The following is a 22,279-nucleotide window of genomic DNA, read 5'->3' as shown; positions in this document are numbered from 1 at the left end:
CCCATTAGCTCCGCAGTTGGCGCACGCTACAAAAACGTCACACATTTGTAATGAAGAAACCGGCAATGGATTGAGTATGTTGCAAGGCCGGTAGAGACTGTTCAAGGATAAAAGCGATAAGAAGCGCCTTAGCCAGCAATATGGCCCATATTTTGGGAGTGGAATCTGCGCCACTACTGCATCTTGTGGGATTTTGGCATTTTTGCTAACATTAGCACTGACGACACTTCTCGGTAACCAGTGTCGCCAGAATACAGTTGAAGGAGCGTTAAGGGTGAAAGTAACGTTTAAGGACGTCACTTTGTCCTACGATGGGAAAAAAGATACGCTGAAGAATCTGAACTTTACGATTCCAGATGGCGCCCTAGTTTCTCTCTTGGGGCCAAGTGGCGGGGGCAAAACAACAACGCTGAATTTGATTTCAGGGTTGCTTCCTGCCACGAGTGGTCACATCTATTTTGGGGATGAAGATGTCACCAAGAAAGATGCGCTCGCGCGCAAAGTTGGCATGGTGTTTCAGAACTACTCACTTTATCCGCACCTGACCGTGCGTGATAACATCGCCTTTCCGCTTAAGATGCAAAAGGTGAGCAAAGCCGAACGCTACAAGCGGGCCGAAGAACTAGCCAAACTGGTGCATGTCGACGATCAGCTCGACAAAAAACCAGCAGGGCTGTCTGGCGGTCAGCAACAGCGGGTCGCGATTGCGCGCGCTTTGGCGAAATCGCCGTCCCTGCTGCTGCTGGATGAACCATTGTCCAACTTGGACGCACGGCTGCGCATTGAGATGCGGCAAGAAATTCGCCGGATTCAGCAAGAAACTGGCGTAACGACCATTTTCGTCACGCATGACCAAGATGAGGCCTTGCACATTTCTGACCACATCATGGTGCTCAGTTTCGGCTCGATTCAGCAATTCTCCACCCCGGCGGAGTTGTACGAACGGCCAAGCAATCTGTTTGTCGCTAAGTTCATCGGCGAGCCTGTGATCAATTCAGTGCCCGCTGATGTCTTGCGCGCGGATTTGGTGGAGTCAGTGCCAGCTAGTGTGCTGGCCCAGGCGCACACCGTTGGCATTCGCAGTGAGGCCATTGTGCCGTTTGACAATGGCCAAGGCATGGTCGCGAAGATTCATGCCACCTTGCAGCAATCACAGAAGTACGGCCGCGAGTCCACCGCCTACCTCACCTACAATGGTCAGCAATTGCTGTCGACCGAGTTGGCGGGGCTGCCGGCATCACAAACGGAGGGTGACTTCTTCCTGACAAAAGCTGGCTTCTTCCTCTTTAATGAGCAAGGCGCCTTGATCTTTGGCGGTGAAGCCCATGATAAATGAGAAACCCACCCTTAAGTCTTCACTGAAGGCTTACCTGTACCTGCTGCCCATGTTGGTGATTTCGCTGACGTTCAATATTTGGCCGATCATCTCATCATTTTTGATGAGCTTGTACACCAAATACAACTTCTACACCGACAAAGTCGACGCCATGGGGTTTGACAACTTCGTCTACCTTTGGAATGATCCAGACTTTCACCTGGCTGTGCGTAACACGCTGGTCTTTGTGGCTGGCGTGGTGCCCGTCACTGTGATTTTGTCGCTGATCATTGCGCTGCTGCTCAACCAGGTCAAATGGCTGTCTGGGTTCTTCCGCACAGTGTACTTCCTGCCGTTCGTGACATCAACGGTGGCGATTGCCATGGTGTGGAACTGGATTTACCATTCTGACTACGGGCTGATGAATTACTTCATGGGCCTGGTGGGGCTGCATCCGATTAATTGGTTGACCGACCCGCATTGGTCACTGCTCGCCTTGATCATTATGTCCATTTGGAAAAACCTGGGCTTCAACATCATTTTGTTCCTTGTGGGGCTGAACAACATTGACAAAGGCTACTACCAAGCCGCCGAAATCGATGGTGCGAATGCTTGGCAACGGTTCTGGAATGTCACGATTCCCATGATTTCTCCGATCACCTTCTTGGTGTCAGTCAATGGCGTCATTGGCTCGTTCAAAGTGTTCGACCAGATTTTTGCCTTGTTCCAAGGCCAGCCTGGCCCGGCAAACGCGGATTTGACCATCGTGTATTACTTGTATCAAAAGTTCTACACGGAATACAAATACCCCATTGCCGCTGCCAGCGGTGTGATCTTGTTCTTCTTGATCTTACTGGTCACGTTGGTGCAGCTGTGGTACTCGCGCAAGCACGTGCACTATTAGGAGGCAACCATGGCAAAAAAAATCAGTCGGATATTGTTGTATGTGATTGTGACGTTAGGCGCAATCACGATGCTGATTCCATTTTTGTGGATGGTGTCAACATCCCTTAAAACCAGTCCGGAAACCATCAAGATTCCCCCGGTTTGGATCCCAAAAGTTTTGCAGTGGCACAACTATGTCGAGGCCTTTAATGCCGCGCCATTCGCCCGCTACTTCATCAACAGTGTCATCGTGACGGTGGTCACCACCGTGGGCCAATTGTTCACCAGTATTCTGGCGGCTTTTGCCTTCTCACGGTTACACTTTTGGGGCAAGAACCTGCTCTTCATGCTGTTCTTAGGCACGATGATGATTCCCGGCGAAATGCTGATCATCCCGAATTTCGTCACCTTGTCTAAGATTGGCTTGATCGATCACTACGGGGCCTTGATTGTACCGTGGCTGGCCAGTTTCTTCACTGTCTTCACTTTGCGGCAGGCCTTTCAGTCCACGCCTGAGCAAATTTACTACGCCGCCAAAATGGACGGCGCCACGGACTGGAAATACTTGTGGACGGTGTTGGTGCCAATGAGTAAGTCCACCATCACCGCGGTTACCGTGTTATCCGTCATTGGGAGTTGGAATTCCTTCATGTGGCCGCTGATTGTCACGAACAGCGAAACCATGCGCACCTTGCCGGTTGGGCTGCAAGCCTTCACCACGGATGCCGGGACCCAATACCAATTGCTGATGGCAGCATCAACTTTCGTCATCATCCCAATGGTGATTGTTTATATCTTCTTGCAAAAATACATTATTGCTGGCATATCCAAAGCTGGATTGAAAGGATGAGTTCAACTCATGAAAAAGAGTGTTTGGGGTAAATCATTACTTGGGGCAGCTGCTGTTGTGCTGGGCCTAGGCCTAGCCGCATGTGGCAACTCCGCTTCTGATAAGAGTAGTGATAGTGGCAAAAAAGTGACCATTACTTTCTGGCACGGGATGAATGGCCCGTACCAAAAAGCCTTAAACGGCATTATCAGCGATTTCAACAAGTCCCAGGATAAGTATGTGGTTAAAGGCACGGCGCAAGGCAACTACACGGCCCTGCAGCAGAAGATCATGGCAGCGGCTAAGTCCAAGAAACTGCCAACGATTGCCCAGACAACCTACACCACCGTTCCTGACTATGTTTCCAACGGTTTCATCACCCCGCTGGATCCATACATGCTCAAAGGCTCTGACAAGCTGAGCCAAAGCAGTTTGGACGATATTTACCCAGCGTTCATCACCAGTTCCAAGTATGAAGGCAAGTACTACTCCATGCCATTTTCCAAGTCAACGCGGATTATGTACTACAACCCAACTTTGATGAAGAAGCTTGGCGTGGACATGCCGAAGAGCTGGGAAGACCTTGAAGCCCTCGGGCCAAAGTTGAAAGCCCAAGGCGTGATGGTCTTCGGCTTCGACTCCAGCTTTGATATGGAACTTGAAGGCTTGGCCCGCCAGGCCGGCAACCCATTTGTTTCCAAGGACCTGAAGGCTAACTTGGACTCTAAGAAGACCCTCAAAGTCACGAACATGATTTACAACATGATCCAAAACGGCGAAGCTAAGACCGCCGGCGAAGACTTCTACGGCGACAAGAGCTTCACTTCTGGTAAGACGCTGTTCTACTTCGGTTCTTCAGCTGGTATCTCTTCCATGAAGCAAAATGCACCTAAAGGCTTCACTTGGGGCACCGCACCGCTTCCAACCTACAATGGCAAAAAAGCCACTGAACTGGCCGGCAACGACATTGTGATGTTCAAGTCTGCTTCCACCGACGAACAAAAAGGCGCTTGGGCCTTCATGAAGTACCTGACCTCCAAGAAAGAAACCATCAAGTGGGCTGAGGCCACCGGCTATGTGCCGCTGCGTAAGTCTGCCGTTAAGGATGCTTCCTTCCAGGCTTATCTGAAGAAGAACCCAACCTCCAAGGCTGCGGTTGACTCCCTGAGCTTTGGGTTCCAGTCCACGGCATTCAAAGGCTTCACCGAATACCGTAACGACCTGCTCGATGCTGTCGACAACATGACAACCAAGGGCACCAAGCCTGAAACCGCCATGGCTGACCTGCAGAAGAAGACAGAAGTCATCTTAAAGGATGCCAAATAAGCAACTTGTATTTTTGAACCGTCGCCTTGTGCGGCGGTTTTTTGTTGCCTGCCGTTTCGGGATTTGGCATATTCAGTTAAAATAATGACAAATCAAACGGAGGTGGCGCCCATGCCTAAAACCATTCAGGAAATGCCCTTCAACCAGATCTACCCGCTGTACGTCAACAAAGTGACCCGCAAAGGCCGCACGCAAGCCGAACTTGACGCTGTGCTCACCTGGCTCACCGGCTACTCTGCAGCGCAACTGGCGACCAGCACGCTTTCGTTAAGCGACTTTTTCGCCCAGGCCACCATGGCAAACACCGCCAACCAAATCACCGGCGTCATTTGCGGCGTGCGGGTGGAAACCATTGAAGACCCTCTGCTGCAGAAAATTCGGCAGATGGATAAAGTCGTCGATGAACTCGCCAAAGGCAAAGCCATCGCAAAAATTGAACGTAAGACCGTGTAAGCCTCCGGACATGTGAACATCATCTCGTCGCTTATCACCGAAGAACCGCCTTGGAGAAATTCTCCTAGCAATGCAACCTCTCTGCTGCGGCGTTAACAATCAAACCGGTTAGCTCTGCATATGAGTCCGAATGCTATGTAGGTCAGGCCAACCGGAGCAGGCAGGGGCTCAGTGGTGAAATTGTTCTTAGCCAGCGATTTTCTGGCTTAGAACAAGCCGCGACTTTGAGACTCGGGCTTCGAGGCTCAAAGCGCTGGCCACCACGTTCCAGCCCATGCCTGGGGAGGTTGGCATGGCCGGCCGCGCAGGCAGGGGCTCAGTGGTGAAATTGTTCTTAGCCAACGATTTTCTGGCTTAGAACAAGCCGCGACTTTGAGACTCGGGCTTCGAGGCTCAAAGCGCTAGCCACCACGTTCCAGTCCCTGCCTGCGGAGGTTGGCATGGCCGGCCGCGCTTGGCAGCCTGCGCCTGATGACTTTTCCCGTTTTCAGGCGTACAATAATGGACTACGCTAATTTAGGAGGCTAATATGACTGAAATCAGGTTTTTGAATGGACTGCAAACTATCGGTGGGAATATTGTCGAGTTCTCGCAAGGCTCCAGCCGGGTCATCATGGACTTTGGGGTGGCGGCAGATTTAACCGATGAGACGCCGGCTTCTGCCATCGCTAACGGTAAATTACCGAACGTCCCAGAATTATTTGGCCTGGCTGAGGATCACTTTGAGCATGAGGCGATTTTCATTTCACATCTGCACATCGATCACATGGGCGCCTTGCAGTATCTAACCAAAGACATCCCCATCTACCTGTCCGCACCGAGTTTCAAGTTATATCAGACCTTGATTCAGTTGGGCATGGAAGCGCCTGTACCAAACCTGCATCCGCTTGCGTTTGAACAGCCGCTGACGGTGGGTACTTTTACGGTTGAAGGCTTTGCCTCCGACCATGACGAACCTGGTGTGATGGCCCTGCTGGTGGGCGACGGTCAGCGCTTCTATGCGCACTCCGGCGATGTCCGGCTCAATGGCCCGCACCGGGAGCGGGTCGACCACTGGGCGCATGAGTTCCATGACAAGGGGCTTTCCATGTTAATGCTGGAAGGCACGACCTTTTCCTTCGATACCCCAGCCCCAGTGGAAGATCAAGCCCACCCGAGCGCTCCACTGACTGAGGCCACCATGCAAGCCAAACTGGCAGCGCTGCTCAAGGCTTCCTCAGAGTTGGTGGTCATTAACCCTTACATTCGCAACTACGAACGGCTAGCGGCCATTCAACAAACCGTCCATGAAGCCGGCCGGGTGATGGTGTGGGAACAGCCTGAAGCCACTGTGCTAACGGCGATGACCGGCCAGCAGCCTGACGCCGTAATCGGTCAGACCGTGACCTTAAGCGACATTAAAGCAGACCCTGGCCATTATCTGTGGCAAAACGCCTTTGAGCATCTGGATCAATTAGCCGGGCTACCAGTTTCCGCATACGTGCACACGAATGGTGAACCGCTAGGCGATTACGACCCACGGTTCAACCAGCTCAAACAGTTCCTCGCCGACCATGCCATCCCGCTTCATTTCCTCTCCTGCTCCGGCCACGCGCTGCGGGAAGACCTCGTGACGTTAGCGCAAATGGTGGCGCCCAAGGTCATTGTGCCCTGGCACAGTTTCCATCCTGAACGCGAAGCCGCGGTACTCGATGAACAAACGCGAGCTGAAATTCTCTTGCCGGAAAAAGATCTTTACTACACTTTAGACGAACCTGACCAGGAATAGACAATATTAATATTTTTCTGAAAACCCCATTAACCAATCCACCTGTCAATGTGACAAGTCGTTGATTAATGGGGATTTTTTGAGCTTTTTGCTTACATTTGACACGTCAAAACGCGTAAGCTAGAGATGTTATCTTTGGCATAGGAGGTCAAACATGCTCGAAAAACAATTCTATGATCAACTCTTCGCCCATTCTTTCAACATTCCCCTCACCGTCGATTACGGCGAGCAGCAGAAGCAGTACGGCGAAGGCAAAAGCCAACTCACCATTCACATGCACAAGCTCATTCCGGTGAAGGACCTGCTGAAAAATGCCTCATTGGCGCTGGGTGAAGCCTACATGCGCGGTGACATCGAAGTGACCGGCGGCGGTCCCTTCGCCTTGCAGCGCCTCTTAACGGCGGCTTATGAAAGCAGCGGCAGCTTTATGCGCAATCCGAAGTTGATGCGCCTCATCCCCAAACAATCGCATTCTGAAAAAAAGAGCAAGCAAGACATCCAGGCGCATTACGACTTGGGCAACGACTTTTATAAACTGTGGTTAGACAAAACCATGACCTATTCCTGCGCCTACTTCGACGATTGGAATCAAGATCTTACCTCGGCCCAACAGAACAAAGTCGACCACATCCTGCGCAAACTCGATCCCCAGCCTGGCCGGCGCCTGCTGGATATCGGCTGCGGCTGGGGCACCCTGATGCTCACTGCCGCCAAGCGTTACCACGTCAATGTCACGGGCATCACGTTATCGCAGGAACAATACGATTTCGTCACTGCCCGCATCTCTGAACTCGGCTTGCAAGATCACGCGCGGGTATTACTGCGTGACTACCGCGAACTCGATGACGGGCCTTATGACTATGTGACCTCAGTCGGCATGTTCGAACATGTCGGCAAGGAAAACCTGGGCTTGTACTTCCAGGACGTGGCCAAGCTGATGGCCCCCAATGGCTCAGCTTTGATCCACGGCATCACCCGGCAACAAGGCGGCGCGAATAACGCTTGGCTGAACAAATACATTTTCCCTGGTGGCTACATTCCCGGCCTCAGCGAAAATATCGACCACGTCATTGCGGCCGGGCTGCAGGTTTCCGATTTGGAGCCACTGCGGCGCCACTATCAGCGCACCCTGGAGCTGTGGGACACGAACTTCAACGCGAAGCGGAACGTCATCCAAAAGCAGTTCGGCTTCGAGTTCACTCGCATGTGGGATCTATACTTACAGGCGGCCGCGGCATCGTTTGAATCCGGCAACATTGACGTCATGCAGTTTCTCGTCACCAAAGCCCCTTCTGGCACGGGGCTGCCGCTAACGCGGGATTATATTTACGGCTAAACCAAAACAAGCTGATTCGCCTTACGCGAGTCAGCTTGTTTTTGATTCAGCACCGCCTAACAAAGAAAAAAGTCGCCTCCGAGGAAGCGACTGGTTTAGTACCGTTCTTTCATGGCGCGGGCAATGTCACGTTTTTGGTCCTTTTGCTTCAGACTTTCGCGCTTATCATACAACTTTTTCCCTTGGGCGACGCCGACCAGCACTTTGGCATAGCCATGCTTCAGGTACATCTTCAGCGGCACCGCGGTGAGCCCTTGCTGCGTCAAAGCCTCCAGCAGCTTGCGAATTTCCTTCTTGTGCAGCAGGAGCTTACGATTACGCAGCGGATCCACGTTGAACTGATTGCCCTCTTTGTAGGGGCTGATGTGGACGTTGACGAGCCAGGCTTCGTCATTGGTAATGCGGACGAAGCCGTCACGCAGGTTGGTTTTGCCATCCCGAACCGATTTGATTTCGGTGCCGGTCAGGGCAATGCCCGCCTCGTAGGTGTCTAAAATGTTGTAGTCGTGCCTGGCTTTTTTGTTCTGCGCCAGCACATTGTCCGCCTTGGGTTTCATCTTTTTGGCCATTGGTTCACCTTCTTTGGTTAACTAATGTTTGCGGCCTTGATTGTGAGACCGCACTTGGTTGCCGATGGAATTGCGAAACGGCTTGGACTGGCCAGTGGGGCGCTTAGCATTATGGCGCTTGCCCCGATCCGTCGGCTGATGGTCGTTCTTTGGGCCACGGTTATTGTCGCGGCGCGGCGCCCGACTCGGCTGCTTCGGCACTTCGAGGTCGGTGGTTGGCGTGTTGTCACTTGGCACCAAAGAAAAATCAACTTGGCGCTGTTCAACATCGACATTTTCCAACTTCACGCGCACGGTTTGACCAATGCGGAAAATGTGGTGCGTCCGTTCGCCGATCAACGCCATTTGGCTTTCCAGGAAGCCATAGTAGTCGTCGGTCATGCGGCTGATGTGCACGAGCCCTTCCACAGTGTTCGGCAGGGCCACGAACATCCCAAAGCCGGCCACACCGGAAACCACGCCGTCGAATTCTTCACCGACTTTATCAGCCATGAATTCGGCTTTCTTCAGGTCATCCACCGCGCGTTCGGCATCGATGCTGTGCCGTTCCCGAGTCGACGCTTGAACCGCGATGTCAGGCAACTTTTCGGCCCACTTGGTTTGCACGGCCTCATCGGTGCCTTGGGTCGCGTAGGTCCGAATCAGGCGGTGCACAATCAGGTCAGGATACCGCCGAATCGGACTGGTGAAGTGGCAGTAATACTTGGCAGCAATCCCAAAGTGCCCGAGTGGTTCGTCGGAGTAACGGGCCTGCTTAAGGCTCCGCAACATCTTGACGTTGACCATCATCTCTTCTGGGGTGCCTGAGACCTCCGTGTTGACGTTTTGGAGCATCTTCGGGGTGATTGGCTGGCCCTTTTTAATCGGCACGTGCAGGCCAAAGGTGGCCATGAAATCGATGAAGTCCTTGATGCGATCTTCATCTGGGGTTTCGTGCACCCGGTACAAAAATGGCAGGTGCTGGCGGTTGTAATGTTCCGCCACAGTTTCGTTCGCCTGCAGCATGAAGCTTTCAATCATGCGCTCGGAAATGCCGCGCTCGCGGAGCACAATATCGGTTGGGTGGCCTTCGTCATCAACAATGATCTTGGCTTCGTTTTCTTCGAAGTCAATGGCCCCGCGGTGATGGCGCATCGCATACAAAATCTTGTGCATGTCGGCCATCAGTTCGAGCATGGGCACCAAGTCGCCGTATTCAGCGCGCGCTTCAGCATCCCCTGCCAGTACTTGGTTCACCTTGTTATAAGTCAGGCGGCCGTGAGAACGAATGACGGACTGATAGATTTCATGGTTGACCACGTGGCCTTCTGAATCGATTTCCATATCACAGGACATCGCCAAGCGATCAACATCAGGGTTGAGGGAGCAAATTCCGTTGGACAAGCGGAAGGGCAGCATCGGAATGACGCGGTCAACTAAGTACGTGGAAGTACCACGCTTGTAAGTTTCCTTATCCAGCGCCGAGCCTTCTGTGACGTAATAGGACACGTCAGCAATGTGAACCCCCAAGTGGAAGTTCCCGTTCGGCAAACGCCAGGCCACAACCGCGTCATCAAAGTCCTTACTGTCGTCGCCATCAATGGTGACCACCGGCTGGTCTGTGATATCACGGCGGCCCAGCCGGTCTTCGGCGGTGACATGATCAGGCGTATCGTTGGCCTGCTTCATCGCGTCATCGGGATAATCGACATAAATATCGTTGGCCAACACCAAGGACATGACGTCGACGCCTGGGGTGTTTTTATTGCCCAGGTTTTGAACCAGCAGACCAACCATGCTACCAGGCCGCTCCTGGCTCGGATACTCGGTGATTTCGGCCAAGATCATATCGCCGAGTTCTGGGACAGTGCCATTATCCTTGATGAAAATGGGATACCGCGCGAGCTTCTTTTCGTGGCTGGTGACCGTGCCGATAAAGCCGGTACGGGCATGCTCGCCATCAGATAGCGGGGCATACTCGCCGACCAGCCGGGTATTTTTATGTTCAACGATGCGGGTGACCGCCGCTTCTGGGCCGCGGGAATCACCAGGCCGCGCTTGGCGCACAATCGTCACTTCAACGGTATCGCCATCCAGCGCAAACTTCGTGTTCGGCGGCGCGATAAACATGTCGTTGTCTTGGCCTTCCACGGCGACAAAGCCGAAGCCCTTTTCGTTGCCATGAAAAATCCCAATCAACTGCTGAGGTTTGCCGCCTAACATGTAGCGGGATTCATCATTTTGGTGAATCAAATCATCATTTTCTAGTCCGCTCAGTGCCTGCACCAGGAGTTTGAAGTCTTGGGCATCGGTGAGTTTCAGTGCGCGATTTAGTGATTGGACAGAAAATCCGATTTTGGGATTCCGCCGAAAAGTCGCGAGTAGTTCATTACGCAAGTGGCCGACTGTGGTCATAATTGTCCCTCATATTCTTTCATTAAAAATTGTTCAATATCATGTTCAAGCTGGTGATGGGCCCCATTGACGGTCAGCACATGGTCAGCGGCATAGCCCTGATAGGTGACTGGTGCTCGCTTCAGCGCCGCTCGCAAAGCGATGGTGCGCTGCGGATCAATCATCGTATCCTCCAGCGCAGCGGCGATGAAAATCGGCTTGGTCAACCCCGCCAGCAGCGGCTGGGTGCCAGCGTTAAACTGTTCAATCGCCGTGAGCTGCTGCGTTAACGCCGCCTGCTGCGCCGCAGTTGGCTCAGTAGGTCGCTCCTGGCGGCGCCGCACCACTTTAAACCAGCGCCAAAAATTAACCGGCACGTTGCTGGCACCTGGCATCATCGGACTGGCAATGACGCCGCCTAACGTCACCTGCGGCATCACCGCCAGCGCCCGCATGGCAAAAATACCGCCAAGCGAAAGCCCAAAAACGGCCACCTGCTCGGTTTGATTCGCCATTGCCGCCACCGTGGCTTCAACTTGGTCCCACCAAATCAAAGGCGACTGGCGCAGTAGCTCCTCTGGGTCATTGTGTTCATGCCCAGCAAACACTGGTGCCACCACGGGGTAGCCTTGGCGATTAAGGGCATGCGCCAGCAGATTGATATCCGCCGGCCCGCCGGTATACGCATGGAGTAGCACCACCCCGAGCGCATTGGCACCAGGTAAGTGTAAAGCTGCTTTCATGCCCTCACCTCCAAAAAAAGGCCCCTGTTCACCAGGAGACCTTCGTTAGTGGGCGCCAATATACACTAAGACGAGCGAAAAGGCGAAGAATAAAACGCCGAGGACCACGGTGACTTTTTCCATAAAAGCTTCGAAGCCTCGCGATTTTTGTTTGCCGAACAAGTCGGTGGCGCCACCAGATAAGGCGCTCAACGCATCTTGCTGTTTGCTTGGTTGCATTAAGGTCGCAATCACGATCAGAATTGAATCGATGATGAGTAAGGTTGTAAATAAACTCTGCAAGTTTTTCCCTCCCTTGCACAAAGTTACTAGCATTAGGTTATCACAAACCACCCGTCAAGGCTAGTCATCACAAGGAAAAACGCCGCGGCACCGTCGCTATTCTTGGTCGGATTTTTCCTCTTGGGTGGAAAGTTTGGCCGCTAACTTTTCAATCTGCTGGCGCACCTGCGCCCGCTTTTGACTGTCAGTTAGCAGCACCAAGGTGTCCCCGGCATAAATCACGGTATCACCATGGGGAATAATCGTGTTTTCCCCGCGGCGAATCGACATCAACAGCGTCTGCTTGGGCCAGGCAAAATCACGCACCTGCTTTCCCTCCAGCACGCCGCCTTCATAAATCGGTAGCTCAAGGCGATCCATGCGATGAATCGATTCGATTTGCTTGGGCACCGTCATTCGGCGCAGCAAGGATTCATAAATCGGCGCCCCACCCAGCAAATCGACCACCAGATAAGCCACCAGCGACAGCACCGCCATTGCCATCAGGTTGGTTAAGTTGCCGACCATTTCGGTGATGAGCAAAATGGCCGTGAAAGGCGCTTTCCCGATGCCAGCAAAATATCCCGCCATGGCAAAGATGATCAGGTTCATGACGTACTCTTGCGGCAATAGCCCCACATTGGCCATGAACACGGCGTATACCGCCCCAATCACCGCCCCCAAAGACAAAATCGGCAAGAAGATCCCGCCTGGCAGGCCGGAGCCATAAGAAACCATCGAGAAAATGAACCGCACGGCGAAAATGGCAACCAAAATGCCCAACGCCGGAATGGCATGGTTAAAGCCAGTGATGAGGCCATTGCCCCCACCCAAAATGTTCGGGGCGACCACCCCAATGGGAATCACGAGCAAAAATGGCACCAGGCCCTGATACGCCCGCGGAATTTTAGTGTACCGATACAGCTTGGGCATCGCCAGCAGCACCTGCTGGTATAAAAAGCCCAGCAGCCCCAGCAACACCCCCAACAGCAGCAAATGCCAATACAGCGCCAGCGGCAGCGGCCGATCATACACCAGATGCAGTACCGGCACCTCACCAAAAACATTCAGTGAGATGAAGTTCGCCCCCACCGCACTGGCCAAACTGGTCAGCCAAACCAGCGGGCTGAAGTTATGATAGACCTCTTCCAGCACGAACATCGTGCCCGCGATCGGCGCATTAAATGCCGCCGCTAAGCCGCCGGCCGCGCCGGCCGCAATCATGATGCGCCGATCGCTACCACTACGCTTGAAGCCATGGGCCACACCTTGCCCGACTGCCGCGCCAAGCTGAATCGAAGGCCCTTCACGGCCCAGAAACAGCCCCGGGCCGATACTCAAAATCCCGGCCACAAACTTCTTCCAGAGTATCGACCACCAATTGAAGTCCATTTCCCCGGCCAGCTGGCCTTCAACCTGGGGAATCCCAGAACCAGCAATATTCGGCTCGCTTTTCAGTAGCCGTGCGACAATGACGCCGAGCACAATACTCGCCAGCCCAATCAGTAGCAATTTGCCACTGGTCGGCTGGCGATAAAGCTGCTGCATCAGCTGCAAAATATGTTCAATCGCCCAACGAAACGTGGCCACCACACCGCCGGTCAGCACCCCAACCAGCAGTCCGAAGCCCACAAAGCGCAGGCGCGTGGGATCTAAATGTTGACGTATTGCCTCAAGCACAACCTAACCTCCCCAACTCTGTTTCCTTGCTTAGTATACACCGCTGCTCGCCTGCAAAAAAAGCTTCACCTCGCCGCCGCGAAGCAAAGCCTCTTATGCGTTTTGATGCCGCAGCGAGGGTTCTGTGAACCACAGCATCGCAAAGTTAATCAGCAATAGCAAGGCAGTGGTAATGAACACCACATTGTAGTCGAACAACCCGGCCAACGTCCCGCCAAGCAGCGCACCAAACATATTGCCTAGAGCCTGGAAGGACTGATTCCAGGAGAAAATCGCACTGGTCGCACTGGAAGGCGAGTTTTTCGTGAGCAAGGTTTGAATCGTGGGGAACAAGGCGCCATCGGAAATCCCGACCAAAAAGCGTAATCCGCCTAAGACCACCACTGAGGTGACAAAGCCTTGCGGTAGGTATACCAGCACCGCAAATAAGTACCCTGCCACCAGCACGCGGCCTGAGCCATGGCGGTCGCCGTATGCCCCCAGCCGCGGCGCCGACAGAATGTTAGAAATCCCAGGCAGGGCAGCTATGATACCAGCCACCAAAGCGTACAGCCCTTGGCTATGCATCAGTTCCTTGACGTACAAACTGATGATCGGCGCAATTGAGGCGTTCCCTAACTGCACAAACATCGTGGACAGCAGCAACACAATGATCAGCCGCGGATCGCGGAACTGACCGAGCAAACCAGCCAAACCGCTTTTCCCATCCTTTTTGTGTTCCACCGGCACGAACGCCTCAGTGACAAACAGGCCCGAAATAATGCCTGCCAGTAGCAGCAAGCCCGCCGTGATAAAGAAAGTCACGCGAATCGACACCAGCTGGGCCAAAACGCCGCCAATCACCGGCCCCATCAGCATGCCGGAAGTCGAGCCGGTGACCAAGGTGCCCAAGGCTTTGCCGGCATTTTTACGGGGGGCCTGCGAGGCAATCAGTGCCTGGGCATTAGAAACGAACCCAGAAAACAACCCCTGCAGCGCACGCAGGGCAATGAGCTGCCAAACATTTGTGACCAGACCCATCAAAAACATCGCCACCGCCATGCCGAGACTCGCCCGAATCAGCATGATTTTCCGGCCTTTGCGGTCCGCTAAGGCGCCCCAAATTGGCGACACAATCGCTGTCACAAAGAAGGTCGCCGCATAGACCACACCTGAGTAAAAGGAAATCTGATTTTTGGTAAAGTCCCCCAATTGGGCAACGTATAGGGACATAAATGGCGTAATTTCTGAAAACGCGATCCCCGCCACAAACGTGCAGCCCCACAAAACAGAGAGGTTCCGCCGCCAAGGGCTCTGCTCCCGTTGCTTTTCGTCCACGATCTTTCCGCCTTTCTGAAAACACTAGTCTCTTAAGCATGGACGAAAATTGTGAATTTTTTGTGAATTTTTGGGTTTTGGGCCTGAAAGGCGGCCTTCCAGCCCACAAAAAAAGCGCCTCACCCGCAGGTAAGACGCTTCAATGACGAACTAGTCGATGGCTTTAACGTTGTAGAAGGACTTGCGGCCCTTGTACGCAGCAGAAGTGCCAAGTTCGTCTTCGATCCGCATCAACTGGTTGTACTTCGCAATCCGGTCGGTCCGGCTCATGGAACCAGTCTTGATTTCGCCGGCGTTCGTTGCAACAACGAGGTCAGCAATCGTGGTGTCTTCGGTTTCACCAGAACGGTGGGAAACAACGGCGGTGTAGCCGGCTTCCTTAGCCATTTCGATGGCTTCGAAGGTTTCGGTCAAAGTACCGATTTGGTTAAGCTTGATCAAGATGGAGTTCGCAACGCCCATGTCGATCCCCTTCTTCAGGTAATCGGTGTTGGTAACGAACAGGTCATCGCCGACCAGTTGAACTTTGTCGCCCAACTTAGCCGTGATCTTCTGCCAGCCTTCCCAGTCGTTTTCGTCGATTGGGTCTTCAATCGAAACGATTGGGTACTTGTCAACGAAGCCAGCGATCAGGTCGATGAATTCGTCGGTGGTGTAAGACGTGTCAGGATCAGACCACTTCAGGGTGTACTTCTTGCTTTCAGCATCGTAGAACTCTGAGGAAGCAACGTCAAAGGCGATGGCAACATCTTCGCCAGGCTTGTAGCCGGCTTTGGTGATAGCTTCAACCAAGAATTCGAAGGCTTCTTCGTTATCCTTCAAGTTAGGAGCAAAGCCGCCTTCGTCGCCGACAGCAGTGATGTCGCCCTTTTCCTTCAAGAGTGCCTGCAAAGCATGGAAGGTTTCAGAACCCATGCGGATTGCTTCGCGCATGGACTTGGCGCCAACTGGCATGATCATGAATTCCTGGAAGTCAACGGTGTTCGTGGAGTGCGCGCCACCATTGAGGACGTTCATCATTGGGGTAGGCAGCACATGAGCGTTAGGGCCGCCAAGGTATTGGTACAATGGCAGACCAACTTCAGAAGCAGCAGCGCGGGCTGCAGCCAAGGAAACGCCCAAGATGGCGTTGGCACCAAGCTTGCCCTTGTTCGGGGTGCCGTCCAAGTCGATCATGGTCTTGTCGATCAGGCGCTGTTCAGTAGCGTCCAAACCGATCACGGACTTTGCAATCACGTCATTGACGTTAGCAACGGCCTTCAAAACGCCTTTGCCGCCAAAGCGGGACTTGTCGCCGTCACGCAGTTCAACGGCTTCGTGTTCACCAGTAGAAGCACCTGATGGCACCAAAGCACGGCCGAAACCGCCATCTTCGGTGTACAATTCAACTTCAACAGTCGGGTTGCCGCGAGAATCTAAGACTTCGCGAGCCAAAACATCTGTAATGATAGACATATGTCTTCTCCTTTATTTTTGCCCGAAGGCACTTTTTTTAATTTGAGTTGATCACGCAGGCGTGATTAGTCTTGGTAGTTGGCCAAGGCGATGAAGCTTTCCGGATCCATGGAAGCACCGCCGACCAAGCCGCCATCGATATCAGGCTTAGCCATCAATTCCTTGACGTTAGCAGGCTTAACGGAACCGCCGTAAAGAATGCGAACGGCGTCAGCCACATCAGCATCGTACAACTTAGCGACCGTTGCGCGGATGTGCGCAACCACGGCTTGGGCCTGATCAGCCGTAGCCGTCTTGCCGGTGCCGATGGCCCAGATTGGTTCGTAGGCAATCACAGCGACTTTAACTTGGTCTGCAGACAGGCCGGCCAAAGCAGCTTCAACTTGGGAAGCCACCCAGTCTTCAGTCTGGCCAGCTTCACGCTGAGCCAAGCTTTCGCCGCAGCAGATGATTGGCAGCAGGCCATTGTTGAAAATGGCGTGAGCCTTTTTGTTAATGTCTTCGTCGGTTTCGTGGAAGTAGCCGCGGCGTTCGCTGTGGCCGATCACGACATAGTCCAGACCCATTTCCTTAAGGGCTTTTGGTGAGGTTTCACCGGTAAAGGCGCCTTCGTCTTCGAAGTAGCTGTTTTCAGCTGCGGTCTGCAGCGGGGTGCCTTTAGCGCCAGCCACCAAGGTGGACAAATCGATTGCCGGTGCGGCAATGACGGTTTGCACCTTGCTGGATTCTGGCAACTTGCCCTTAACGCCATCTAAGAAGGCTTGGGTTTCTTCCGGGTTCTTGTTCATTTTCCAGTTCCCGGCAATAATTGGTGTACGCATTACAAACTTCCTTTCCAAACGCAGTGATTACTTCTCGGAAATCGCAGCGATTCCTGGCAAAGTCTTACCTTCAAGGTATTCAAGACTTGCACCACCACCAGTGGAGATGTGGGTGATCTGAGGCGCGATGCCGAGCTGCTTAGCAGCCGCAGTGGAGTCGCCGCCGCCGATAATGGTGGTAGCGTCCTTCAAGGCACCCAGCGCTTCGCCGACTTCCAGCGTGCCCTTGGCGTAGTTAGGCATTTCGAACACGCCCATTGGCCCGTTCCAAACCACCGTCTTGGCACCCTTCAAAGCAGCCTTGATGTCTTCAACAGACTTCGGGCCGATATCAAGCGCCATGTAGCCATCAGGGATGGCACCTTCAACGACCTTGTGTGGGGCGTCGTTAGAGAATTCAGTGGCAACCACGTTGTCGACTGGCAAAAGCAACTTGTCGCCGGCTTCGTCCATGATCTGCTTAGCCAGTTCAATCTTGTCCTTTTCAACCAAGGACTTACCGATTGACAGACCCTTAGCAGCGTAGAACGTGTAGGTCATACCACCACCGACAATAATCTTGTCAGCCTTTGGTACCAAGTTGCGGATCACACCGATCTTATCGGAAACCTTCGCACCACCTAAGATAGCAACGAATGGGCGCTTTGGATTTTGTACCGCGTCGCCTAAGAACTTGATTTCCTTTTCCATCAAGAAACCAGCAGCAGCTTGCTTCATGTTGGAAGCAATGCCGACGTTAGAAGCATGGGCCCGGTGTGCGGTGCCGAAAGCATCGTTGACATACAGGTCGCCCAAGGAAGCCCAGTACTTGCCCAATTCTGGGTCATTGCCGGATTCCTTTTTGCCATCTAAGTCTTCGAACCGGGTGTTTTCCATCACGAGAACATCGCCGTCATTCATCTTGTTGATGGCGTCTTCCAGTTCTGGACCGCGGGTTGCGGGAACGAAGGTGACTGGCTTCTTCAGCAATTCGGACAGGCGTTCTGCGACTGGACGCAGGCTCAACTTAGCCTTGTCTTCTTCAGTCTTCACGCGGCCCAAGTGTGACAGCAAGATGGCCTTGCCACCATGGTCGATCACATACTGGATGGTTGGCAAAGCTGCCACGATCCGGTTGTCATCACCGATAACGCCATCCTTGATCGGCACATTGAAGTCGACCCGGATGAGGACTTTTTTGTCCTTAACGTCTAAATCAGAAACGATCAATTTAGCCATTGAATAAAACCCTCCTAAAAATGGATGTCCACTTAAAGCCCGGCCAAACGCGGACTAGGTTTGCCCTAGCGGCATCGCTGCCGCCACGGCAAGCCCAGTCCACGGATGTGAACCGGAGCCTTGAAAAAAGGGCGGAGGGAGTTACTCCCTCCGCCCTCTTCATCAAACGGTTGAAATGAGCTTACTCTAACGAATTAGAGGGTAGCAAACTTCAGCAGGGTACGAATCATTTGGCAAGTGAAGCCATATTCGTTGTCGTACCAAGCAACCGTCTTAACCAGTTGGTAGTCACCGGCGGTTGTAACTTCGGTCTGGGTTGGGTCGAAGATTGAACCGTAAGTGGTGCCGATGATGTCTGAGGAAACAACTTCGTCAGCGTTGTAGCCGAAGCTTTCGTTGCCTTCAGTGTGCTTCTTGATGGCTTCGTTAACTTGGTCAGCCGTAACGTTCTTGGTCTTCAGGATGGAAACCAATTCGGTCAAAGAACCGTCGACAACAGATACACGCTGTGCGTGGCCCTGCAGCTTGCCGTTCAGTTCTGGGATAACGATACCGATAGCCTTAGCAGCACCGGTGCTGTGAGGAATGGTGTTAACCGCAGCAGAGCGAGCAGCGCGCATGTTGCCGCCGCGAACTGGGCCGTCCAACAGCATCTGAGTGGAGGTGTAAGCGTGAACCGTGGTCATGGTACCAACTTCGATGCCGAATTCCTTGTTCAGGAAGTAAGCCATTGGTGCCAAGCAGTTGGTCGTGCAAGAACCAGCAGAAACGATCTTGTCGTCAGCAGTCAATTCGTTGTCGTTAACGTTGTAAACGATCGTACGGATCTTGCCGGCAGGAGCGGAGATCAGAACACGTTCTGCACCGGCATCCAAGTGAGCCTGAGCTTTTTCAGCAGAGGTGTAGAAACCAGTACATTCGAGGACATATTGAACACCGTCGTTCTTAACCCAAGGAATGTTCTGTGCTTGTGGTTCTGCGTAAACGCGGTATTCCTTGCCGTTAACAACGATACCGTTGTCGGTAGCGCTGACTTCACCAGGGAAAGTGCCGTGTGTGGAATCATACTTCAGCAGGTGAGCCAACATCGCTGGGCTGGTCAGATCGTTGATTGCGACAACTTCGATGTCGTCACTCTTGGCGCCCAATTCGAAGATGCGGCGGAAAGCCAAACGACCGATACGGCCAAAACCATTGATACCAATTTTAACAGTCATGCTAAAATTTCCTCCTTTAGGAAATAAGAGTTTTATTCTAACGGGTTTCCCCAGTTAAAATCGCATTTGAGGCACCGACGTCCGTGATGAGCCACGTCCGACTCGGTGCATTTTTCATATAAGCCGCAATCGCTTGGGCTTTGGATTTGCCTCCGGCGACGGCGAACACATATGGGATATGATCAAGATCCGGAATCTGCAAACCAATTCTTGGGATCTTGTAAATGACCTGCCCGGCTTCATCGAAGAACGTGCCGAAAGTTTCTGAAACGGCATGCTTCTCGACCAGCTTGGCAATGGTAGCGGGAGCCATGGAACGACGCTTGGCCATGACCAAGGCATCCCCTATACTATGAATCACAACCTGAGCATTGTCAATCAATTGAAGCACTTCTTGCACCGATGGCTCTTTGAGCAAAGGTTGGTAAGTTTCGGCGCTGACATTTTCAGGAATGTAAAGCACGCGATACTTGCTGTCTGTTGCTTCAGCCATGCTGGCGGCGACGGAATTGGCTTGAATGGCTACCGCCTCACCGACCCCGCCGCGGGCTGGCACAAAGGTCAACTCGCGGCCTGCCGACAGCTTGTAGGTCATCTGCTGGGCGACCCGCGCCATCGTGGTGCCGCCCATGACGGCGACGGTCAGCCGGCCAGCTGGTAGCACTAGCTGCAAGGTTTGGTTGAGCTCTTTGCCCATTTCGTCCAACACCCGGCTGCTTTGATCAGCATCGCCGTTAACGATGAGACAATGATCAATGCCCAACTTGTCGGCCAAGCGCTTCTCGTCTTCTTTGAACCCAAGCAGCTGATTCATAAACTGCTCCAAGCCTTCAAAGACTTCAATACCCTGGCTGGTAAGGACCATGCCGGACTTTGAGCTCTCAATCAGCCCCTGCTTGCGCAGAAAGTCGGTCTCGGTTCGCAGCACCCGTTCTGAAATCTTCATTTGCTCGGCAAGTGAACGCCGACCAACTGGTGCCATCCAGCTAATGAACTGAAGGATCTGATAACGTTTCGTAATCACGCCCATGAGGTCTGGCGCGATTGCTTCGATCCAGGCGAATTCAGAATGCATAGGTCATTATCCTTCTTGTGGGTCTCACTGTGTCCCGCTGTGTCATATGACGACCCAGCACTTGTAAAAAAATTAGGAACCCCAGTGCGACCTGTTTTTCCTTACCAACGACTCCTATTATAACCACTGCTCCAAAAGCAAGCAAGCAAAACGCCCAATCTCCCCAAAAGGTTCAAAATATGGAAGATTAGGCGCCCGAGCCATGACTATTTTCGGATTGAAATCGGTTGCGGCGCTTTGCGGCCGCCAGTTTCGGGAGCCCAAATTCGGCTTTGTTCTCACGGGATTTTCATTCGATTCCGACTTGGTCTGCACAACGGCTGCGGCAGCAATAAAAACTTCCATTGCTCCATTCAATCGTGTACAATAATCTCGACAAATGCGATGGCCGCAAATCTGGAGGCATGACAATGACAAAACCAATTCGTTTGAATGAGCAACTTTGCTTTTCAATCTATAAGGCCCAAAAACAGTTCAATCATTTCTACGCACAGGCGCTGGCCAAGTACAAACTGACCTATCCACAATACATCACCCTGCTGTCACTTTATGAACATGGCACGATGTCGGTCAAGGAAGTCGGCCAGGCGTTGGACCTGGACTCCGGCACCTTGACGCCGCTGATGAAGCGGATGGAAAAAGACGGCTGGATTTCGCGCAAGCGTTCGACTGTTGACGAACGCCGCGTTGATGTCAGCCTGACCGAGAAAGCCGAAATGATGCGTGATGACATTTATGAACACGTCGGCTCCTGCATGACCCTGCTGAATTTGCCAGAAGAATCATACGTGGCCATTAAGGAAAGCGTCGATCGGGTGGACGGCAACCTAGCCGCCATTCCAGATGAATCTTTGAACTAAACGAGCGCCAACCAAAAAATCGCCAGCCTGTTGCTTTCGCAACGGACTGGCGATTTTTGGTTGGCGCTGGTGTTACTTTTGGTCGGCCTTAGAGGTCAGAATATCATCAATCAGGCCATAATCCTTCGCTTCTTGAGCGCTTAGGTAGTTGTCCCGTTCGGTATCCTTCTTGATCTTCGCTTCGGTTTGACCGGTGGCGTCAGAGAGAATCTTGTTCAGCTTCTTGCGAGCCTTCAAGATTTCTTCAGCGGCAATTTCGATTTCAGTTTGCTGGCCCTGGGCACCGCCAGATGGCTGGTGAATCAGGATTTCGGAGTTAGGCAATGCAAAGCGCTTGCCTTTCTTCCCGCCGGCTAACAGTACGGAAGCCATGGAAGCCGCCATCCCGATGGCAATGGTTTGCACGTCGGCGTGGATCAGGTTCATGGTGTCCAGCATCGCCAGACCAGAGGTGATCACACCACCTGGGCTATTGATGTAGAGGTAAATGTCTTTATCAGGGTCTTGCGCGTCCAAAAATAGGAGTTGGGCAATGATCGAGTTGGCCACTTGGTCATTAATCTCCCCGGACAGCATGATGATCCGGTCTTTTAACAGGCGGGAGTAAATGTCATAGGCACGCTCGCCGCGGCTGGTTTGTTCAACAACTGTCGGAACTAACATATTGGAACCTCCTCATCGCGAGTTTTAGCACTCTTAAAAGTACAGTGCTAAGTATAAAGCTAAAGTCAAAGAAGGTCAAATCTTTTCTTTGCCTTTGCTTGGCTCTAGTTTAGCA

The 22,279-nt window shown here is 52.8% G+C and carries 20 protein-coding genes; 8 read left to right on the top strand and 12 right to left on the bottom strand.

Annotated features, from left to right (window positions below):
• Window positions 1-274 precede the first annotated feature (274 nt).
• The 7 genes from AAA927_RS00920 (at window position 275) to AAA927_RS00890 (ending at window position 7,912) form a co-directional block, all read left to right on the top strand.
• Window positions 275-1,336, top strand: coding sequence for an ABC transporter ATP-binding protein (locus AAA927_RS00920; RefSeq protein WP_125580904.1), 1,062 nt, complete (start codon window positions 275-277; stop codon window positions 1,334-1,336).
• Window positions 1,326-2,219 carry a carbohydrate ABC transporter permease gene (locus AAA927_RS00915; RefSeq protein WP_125580906.1) on the top strand — a complete coding sequence of 298 codons (894 nt, stop codon included), beginning with the start codon at window positions 1,326-1,328 and terminating at the stop codon, window positions 2,217-2,219. The genes AAA927_RS00920 and AAA927_RS00915 overlap by 11 nt, the downstream gene beginning before the upstream one ends.
• A 9-nt stretch (window positions 2,220-2,228) precedes the next feature.
• The gene (locus tag AAA927_RS00910) at window positions 2,229-3,050 is read left to right on the top strand and encodes a carbohydrate ABC transporter permease (RefSeq protein WP_338214822.1); all 822 of its coding nucleotides are present in this window, start codon (window positions 2,229-2,231) and stop codon (window positions 3,048-3,050) included.
• A gap of 9 nt (window positions 3,051-3,059) precedes the next feature.
• Window positions 3,060-4,355, top strand: coding sequence for an ABC transporter substrate-binding protein (locus tag AAA927_RS00905; RefSeq protein WP_338214820.1), 1,296 nt, complete (start codon window positions 3,060-3,062; stop codon window positions 4,353-4,355).
• A 111-nt stretch (window positions 4,356-4,466) separates the two neighbouring features.
• Window positions 4,467-4,808 (top strand): DUF2200 family protein, encoded by a 342-nt coding sequence (locus AAA927_RS00900; protein WP_338214818.1) that lies wholly within the window; start codon window positions 4,467-4,469, stop codon window positions 4,806-4,808.
• A 529-nt stretch (window positions 4,809-5,337) separates the two neighbouring features.
• Window positions 5,338-6,576 (top strand): MBL fold metallo-hydrolase, encoded by a 1,239-nt coding sequence (locus tag AAA927_RS00895; protein WP_338214816.1) that lies wholly within the window; start codon window positions 5,338-5,340, stop codon window positions 6,574-6,576.
• A 154-nt stretch (window positions 6,577-6,730) separates the two neighbouring features.
• Window positions 6,731-7,912 carry a class I SAM-dependent methyltransferase gene (locus AAA927_RS00890; protein WP_338214814.1) on the top strand — a complete coding sequence of 394 codons (1,182 nt, stop codon included), beginning with the start codon at window positions 6,731-6,733 and terminating at the stop codon, window positions 7,910-7,912.
• Between the two features lie 95 nt (window positions 7,913-8,007).
• Here the strand turns inward: AAA927_RS00890 and smpB are convergent, their stop codons facing one another.
• From smpB to AAA927_RS00835, 11 genes are all read right to left on the bottom strand, one after another.
• Window positions 8,008-8,481 (bottom strand): SsrA-binding protein SmpB, encoded by a 474-nt coding sequence (gene smpB, locus AAA927_RS00885; protein WP_125580918.1) that lies wholly within the window; start codon window positions 8,479-8,481, stop codon window positions 8,008-8,010.
• A 21-nt stretch (window positions 8,482-8,502) separates the two neighbouring features.
• On the bottom strand, window positions 8,503-10,875 hold the full coding sequence (gene rnr / locus AAA927_RS00880) for a ribonuclease R (protein ID WP_338214811.1): 2,373 nt from the start codon (window positions 10,873-10,875) through the stop codon (window positions 8,503-8,505).
• Window positions 10,872-11,597, bottom strand: a complete 726-nt coding sequence (locus AAA927_RS00875; RefSeq protein ID WP_338214809.1) for an alpha/beta hydrolase — start codon at window positions 11,595-11,597, stop codon at window positions 10,872-10,874. The genes rnr and AAA927_RS00875 overlap by 4 nt, the downstream gene beginning before the upstream one ends.
• A gap of 45 nt (window positions 11,598-11,642) precedes the next feature.
• Window positions 11,643-11,879 (bottom strand): preprotein translocase subunit SecG, encoded by a 237-nt coding sequence (gene secG, locus AAA927_RS00870; protein WP_125580924.1) that lies wholly within the window; start codon window positions 11,877-11,879, stop codon window positions 11,643-11,645.
• A gap of 96 nt (window positions 11,880-11,975) precedes the next feature.
• Complete coding sequence (locus AAA927_RS00865) at window positions 11,976-13,538, bottom strand: ClC family H(+)/Cl(-) exchange transporter (protein ID WP_338214805.1); 1,563 nt, start codon at window positions 13,536-13,538, stop codon at window positions 11,976-11,978.
• Between the two features lie 93 nt (window positions 13,539-13,631).
• Window positions 13,632-14,855: an MFS transporter gene (locus AAA927_RS00860; RefSeq protein WP_204119386.1), complete on the bottom strand. Its 1,224-nt coding sequence runs from the start codon at window positions 14,853-14,855 to the stop codon at window positions 13,632-13,634.
• A gap of 150 nt (window positions 14,856-15,005) precedes the next feature.
• On the bottom strand, window positions 15,006-16,310 hold the full coding sequence (eno, locus tag AAA927_RS00855; protein ID WP_125580930.1) for a phosphopyruvate hydratase: 1,305 nt from the start codon (window positions 16,308-16,310) through the stop codon (window positions 15,006-15,008).
• A gap of 65 nt (window positions 16,311-16,375) precedes the next feature.
• Window positions 16,376-17,131 carry a triose-phosphate isomerase gene (gene tpiA, locus AAA927_RS00850; protein ID WP_204118863.1) on the bottom strand — a complete coding sequence of 252 codons (756 nt, stop codon included), beginning with the start codon at window positions 17,129-17,131 and terminating at the stop codon, window positions 16,376-16,378.
• 27 nt (window positions 17,132-17,158) lie between these two features.
• On the bottom strand, window positions 17,159-18,349 hold the full coding sequence (locus AAA927_RS00845) for a phosphoglycerate kinase (RefSeq protein WP_125580934.1): 1,191 nt from the start codon (window positions 18,347-18,349) through the stop codon (window positions 17,159-17,161).
• A gap of 194 nt (window positions 18,350-18,543) precedes the next feature.
• Window positions 18,544-19,566, bottom strand: coding sequence for a type I glyceraldehyde-3-phosphate dehydrogenase (gene gap, locus AAA927_RS00840; RefSeq protein ID WP_125580936.1), 1,023 nt, complete (start codon window positions 19,564-19,566; stop codon window positions 18,544-18,546).
• 37 nt (window positions 19,567-19,603) lie between these two features.
• Window positions 19,604-20,641: a sugar-binding transcriptional regulator gene (locus AAA927_RS00835; RefSeq protein ID WP_204118862.1), complete on the bottom strand. Its 1,038-nt coding sequence runs from the start codon at window positions 20,639-20,641 to the stop codon at window positions 19,604-19,606.
• A gap of 410 nt (window positions 20,642-21,051) precedes the next feature.
• Here AAA927_RS00835 and AAA927_RS00830 point away from each other — a divergent pair, with 410 nt between their 5' ends.
• Window positions 21,052-21,501: a MarR family winged helix-turn-helix transcriptional regulator gene (locus AAA927_RS00830; protein ID WP_338214797.1), complete on the top strand. Its 450-nt coding sequence runs from the start codon at window positions 21,052-21,054 to the stop codon at window positions 21,499-21,501.
• A 72-nt stretch (window positions 21,502-21,573) separates the two neighbouring features.
• Here AAA927_RS00830 and clpP read toward each other — a convergent pair whose 3' ends face one another.
• Window positions 21,574-22,164: an ATP-dependent Clp endopeptidase proteolytic subunit ClpP gene (gene clpP / locus AAA927_RS00825; protein ID WP_125580942.1), complete on the bottom strand. Its 591-nt coding sequence runs from the start codon at window positions 22,162-22,164 to the stop codon at window positions 21,574-21,576.
• Window positions 22,165-22,279: the final 115 nt, after the last annotated feature.

Origin of the sequence: Lacticaseibacillus salsurivasis (assembly GCF_036246225.1) — a bacterium.
Taxonomy (GTDB): domain Bacteria; phylum Bacillota; class Bacilli; order Lactobacillales; family Lactobacillaceae; genus Lacticaseibacillus; species Lacticaseibacillus salsurivasis.
The sequence above is the reverse complement of the archived record's forward strand: the minus strand, read 5'-3'. Positions and strand labels throughout refer to the sequence as shown.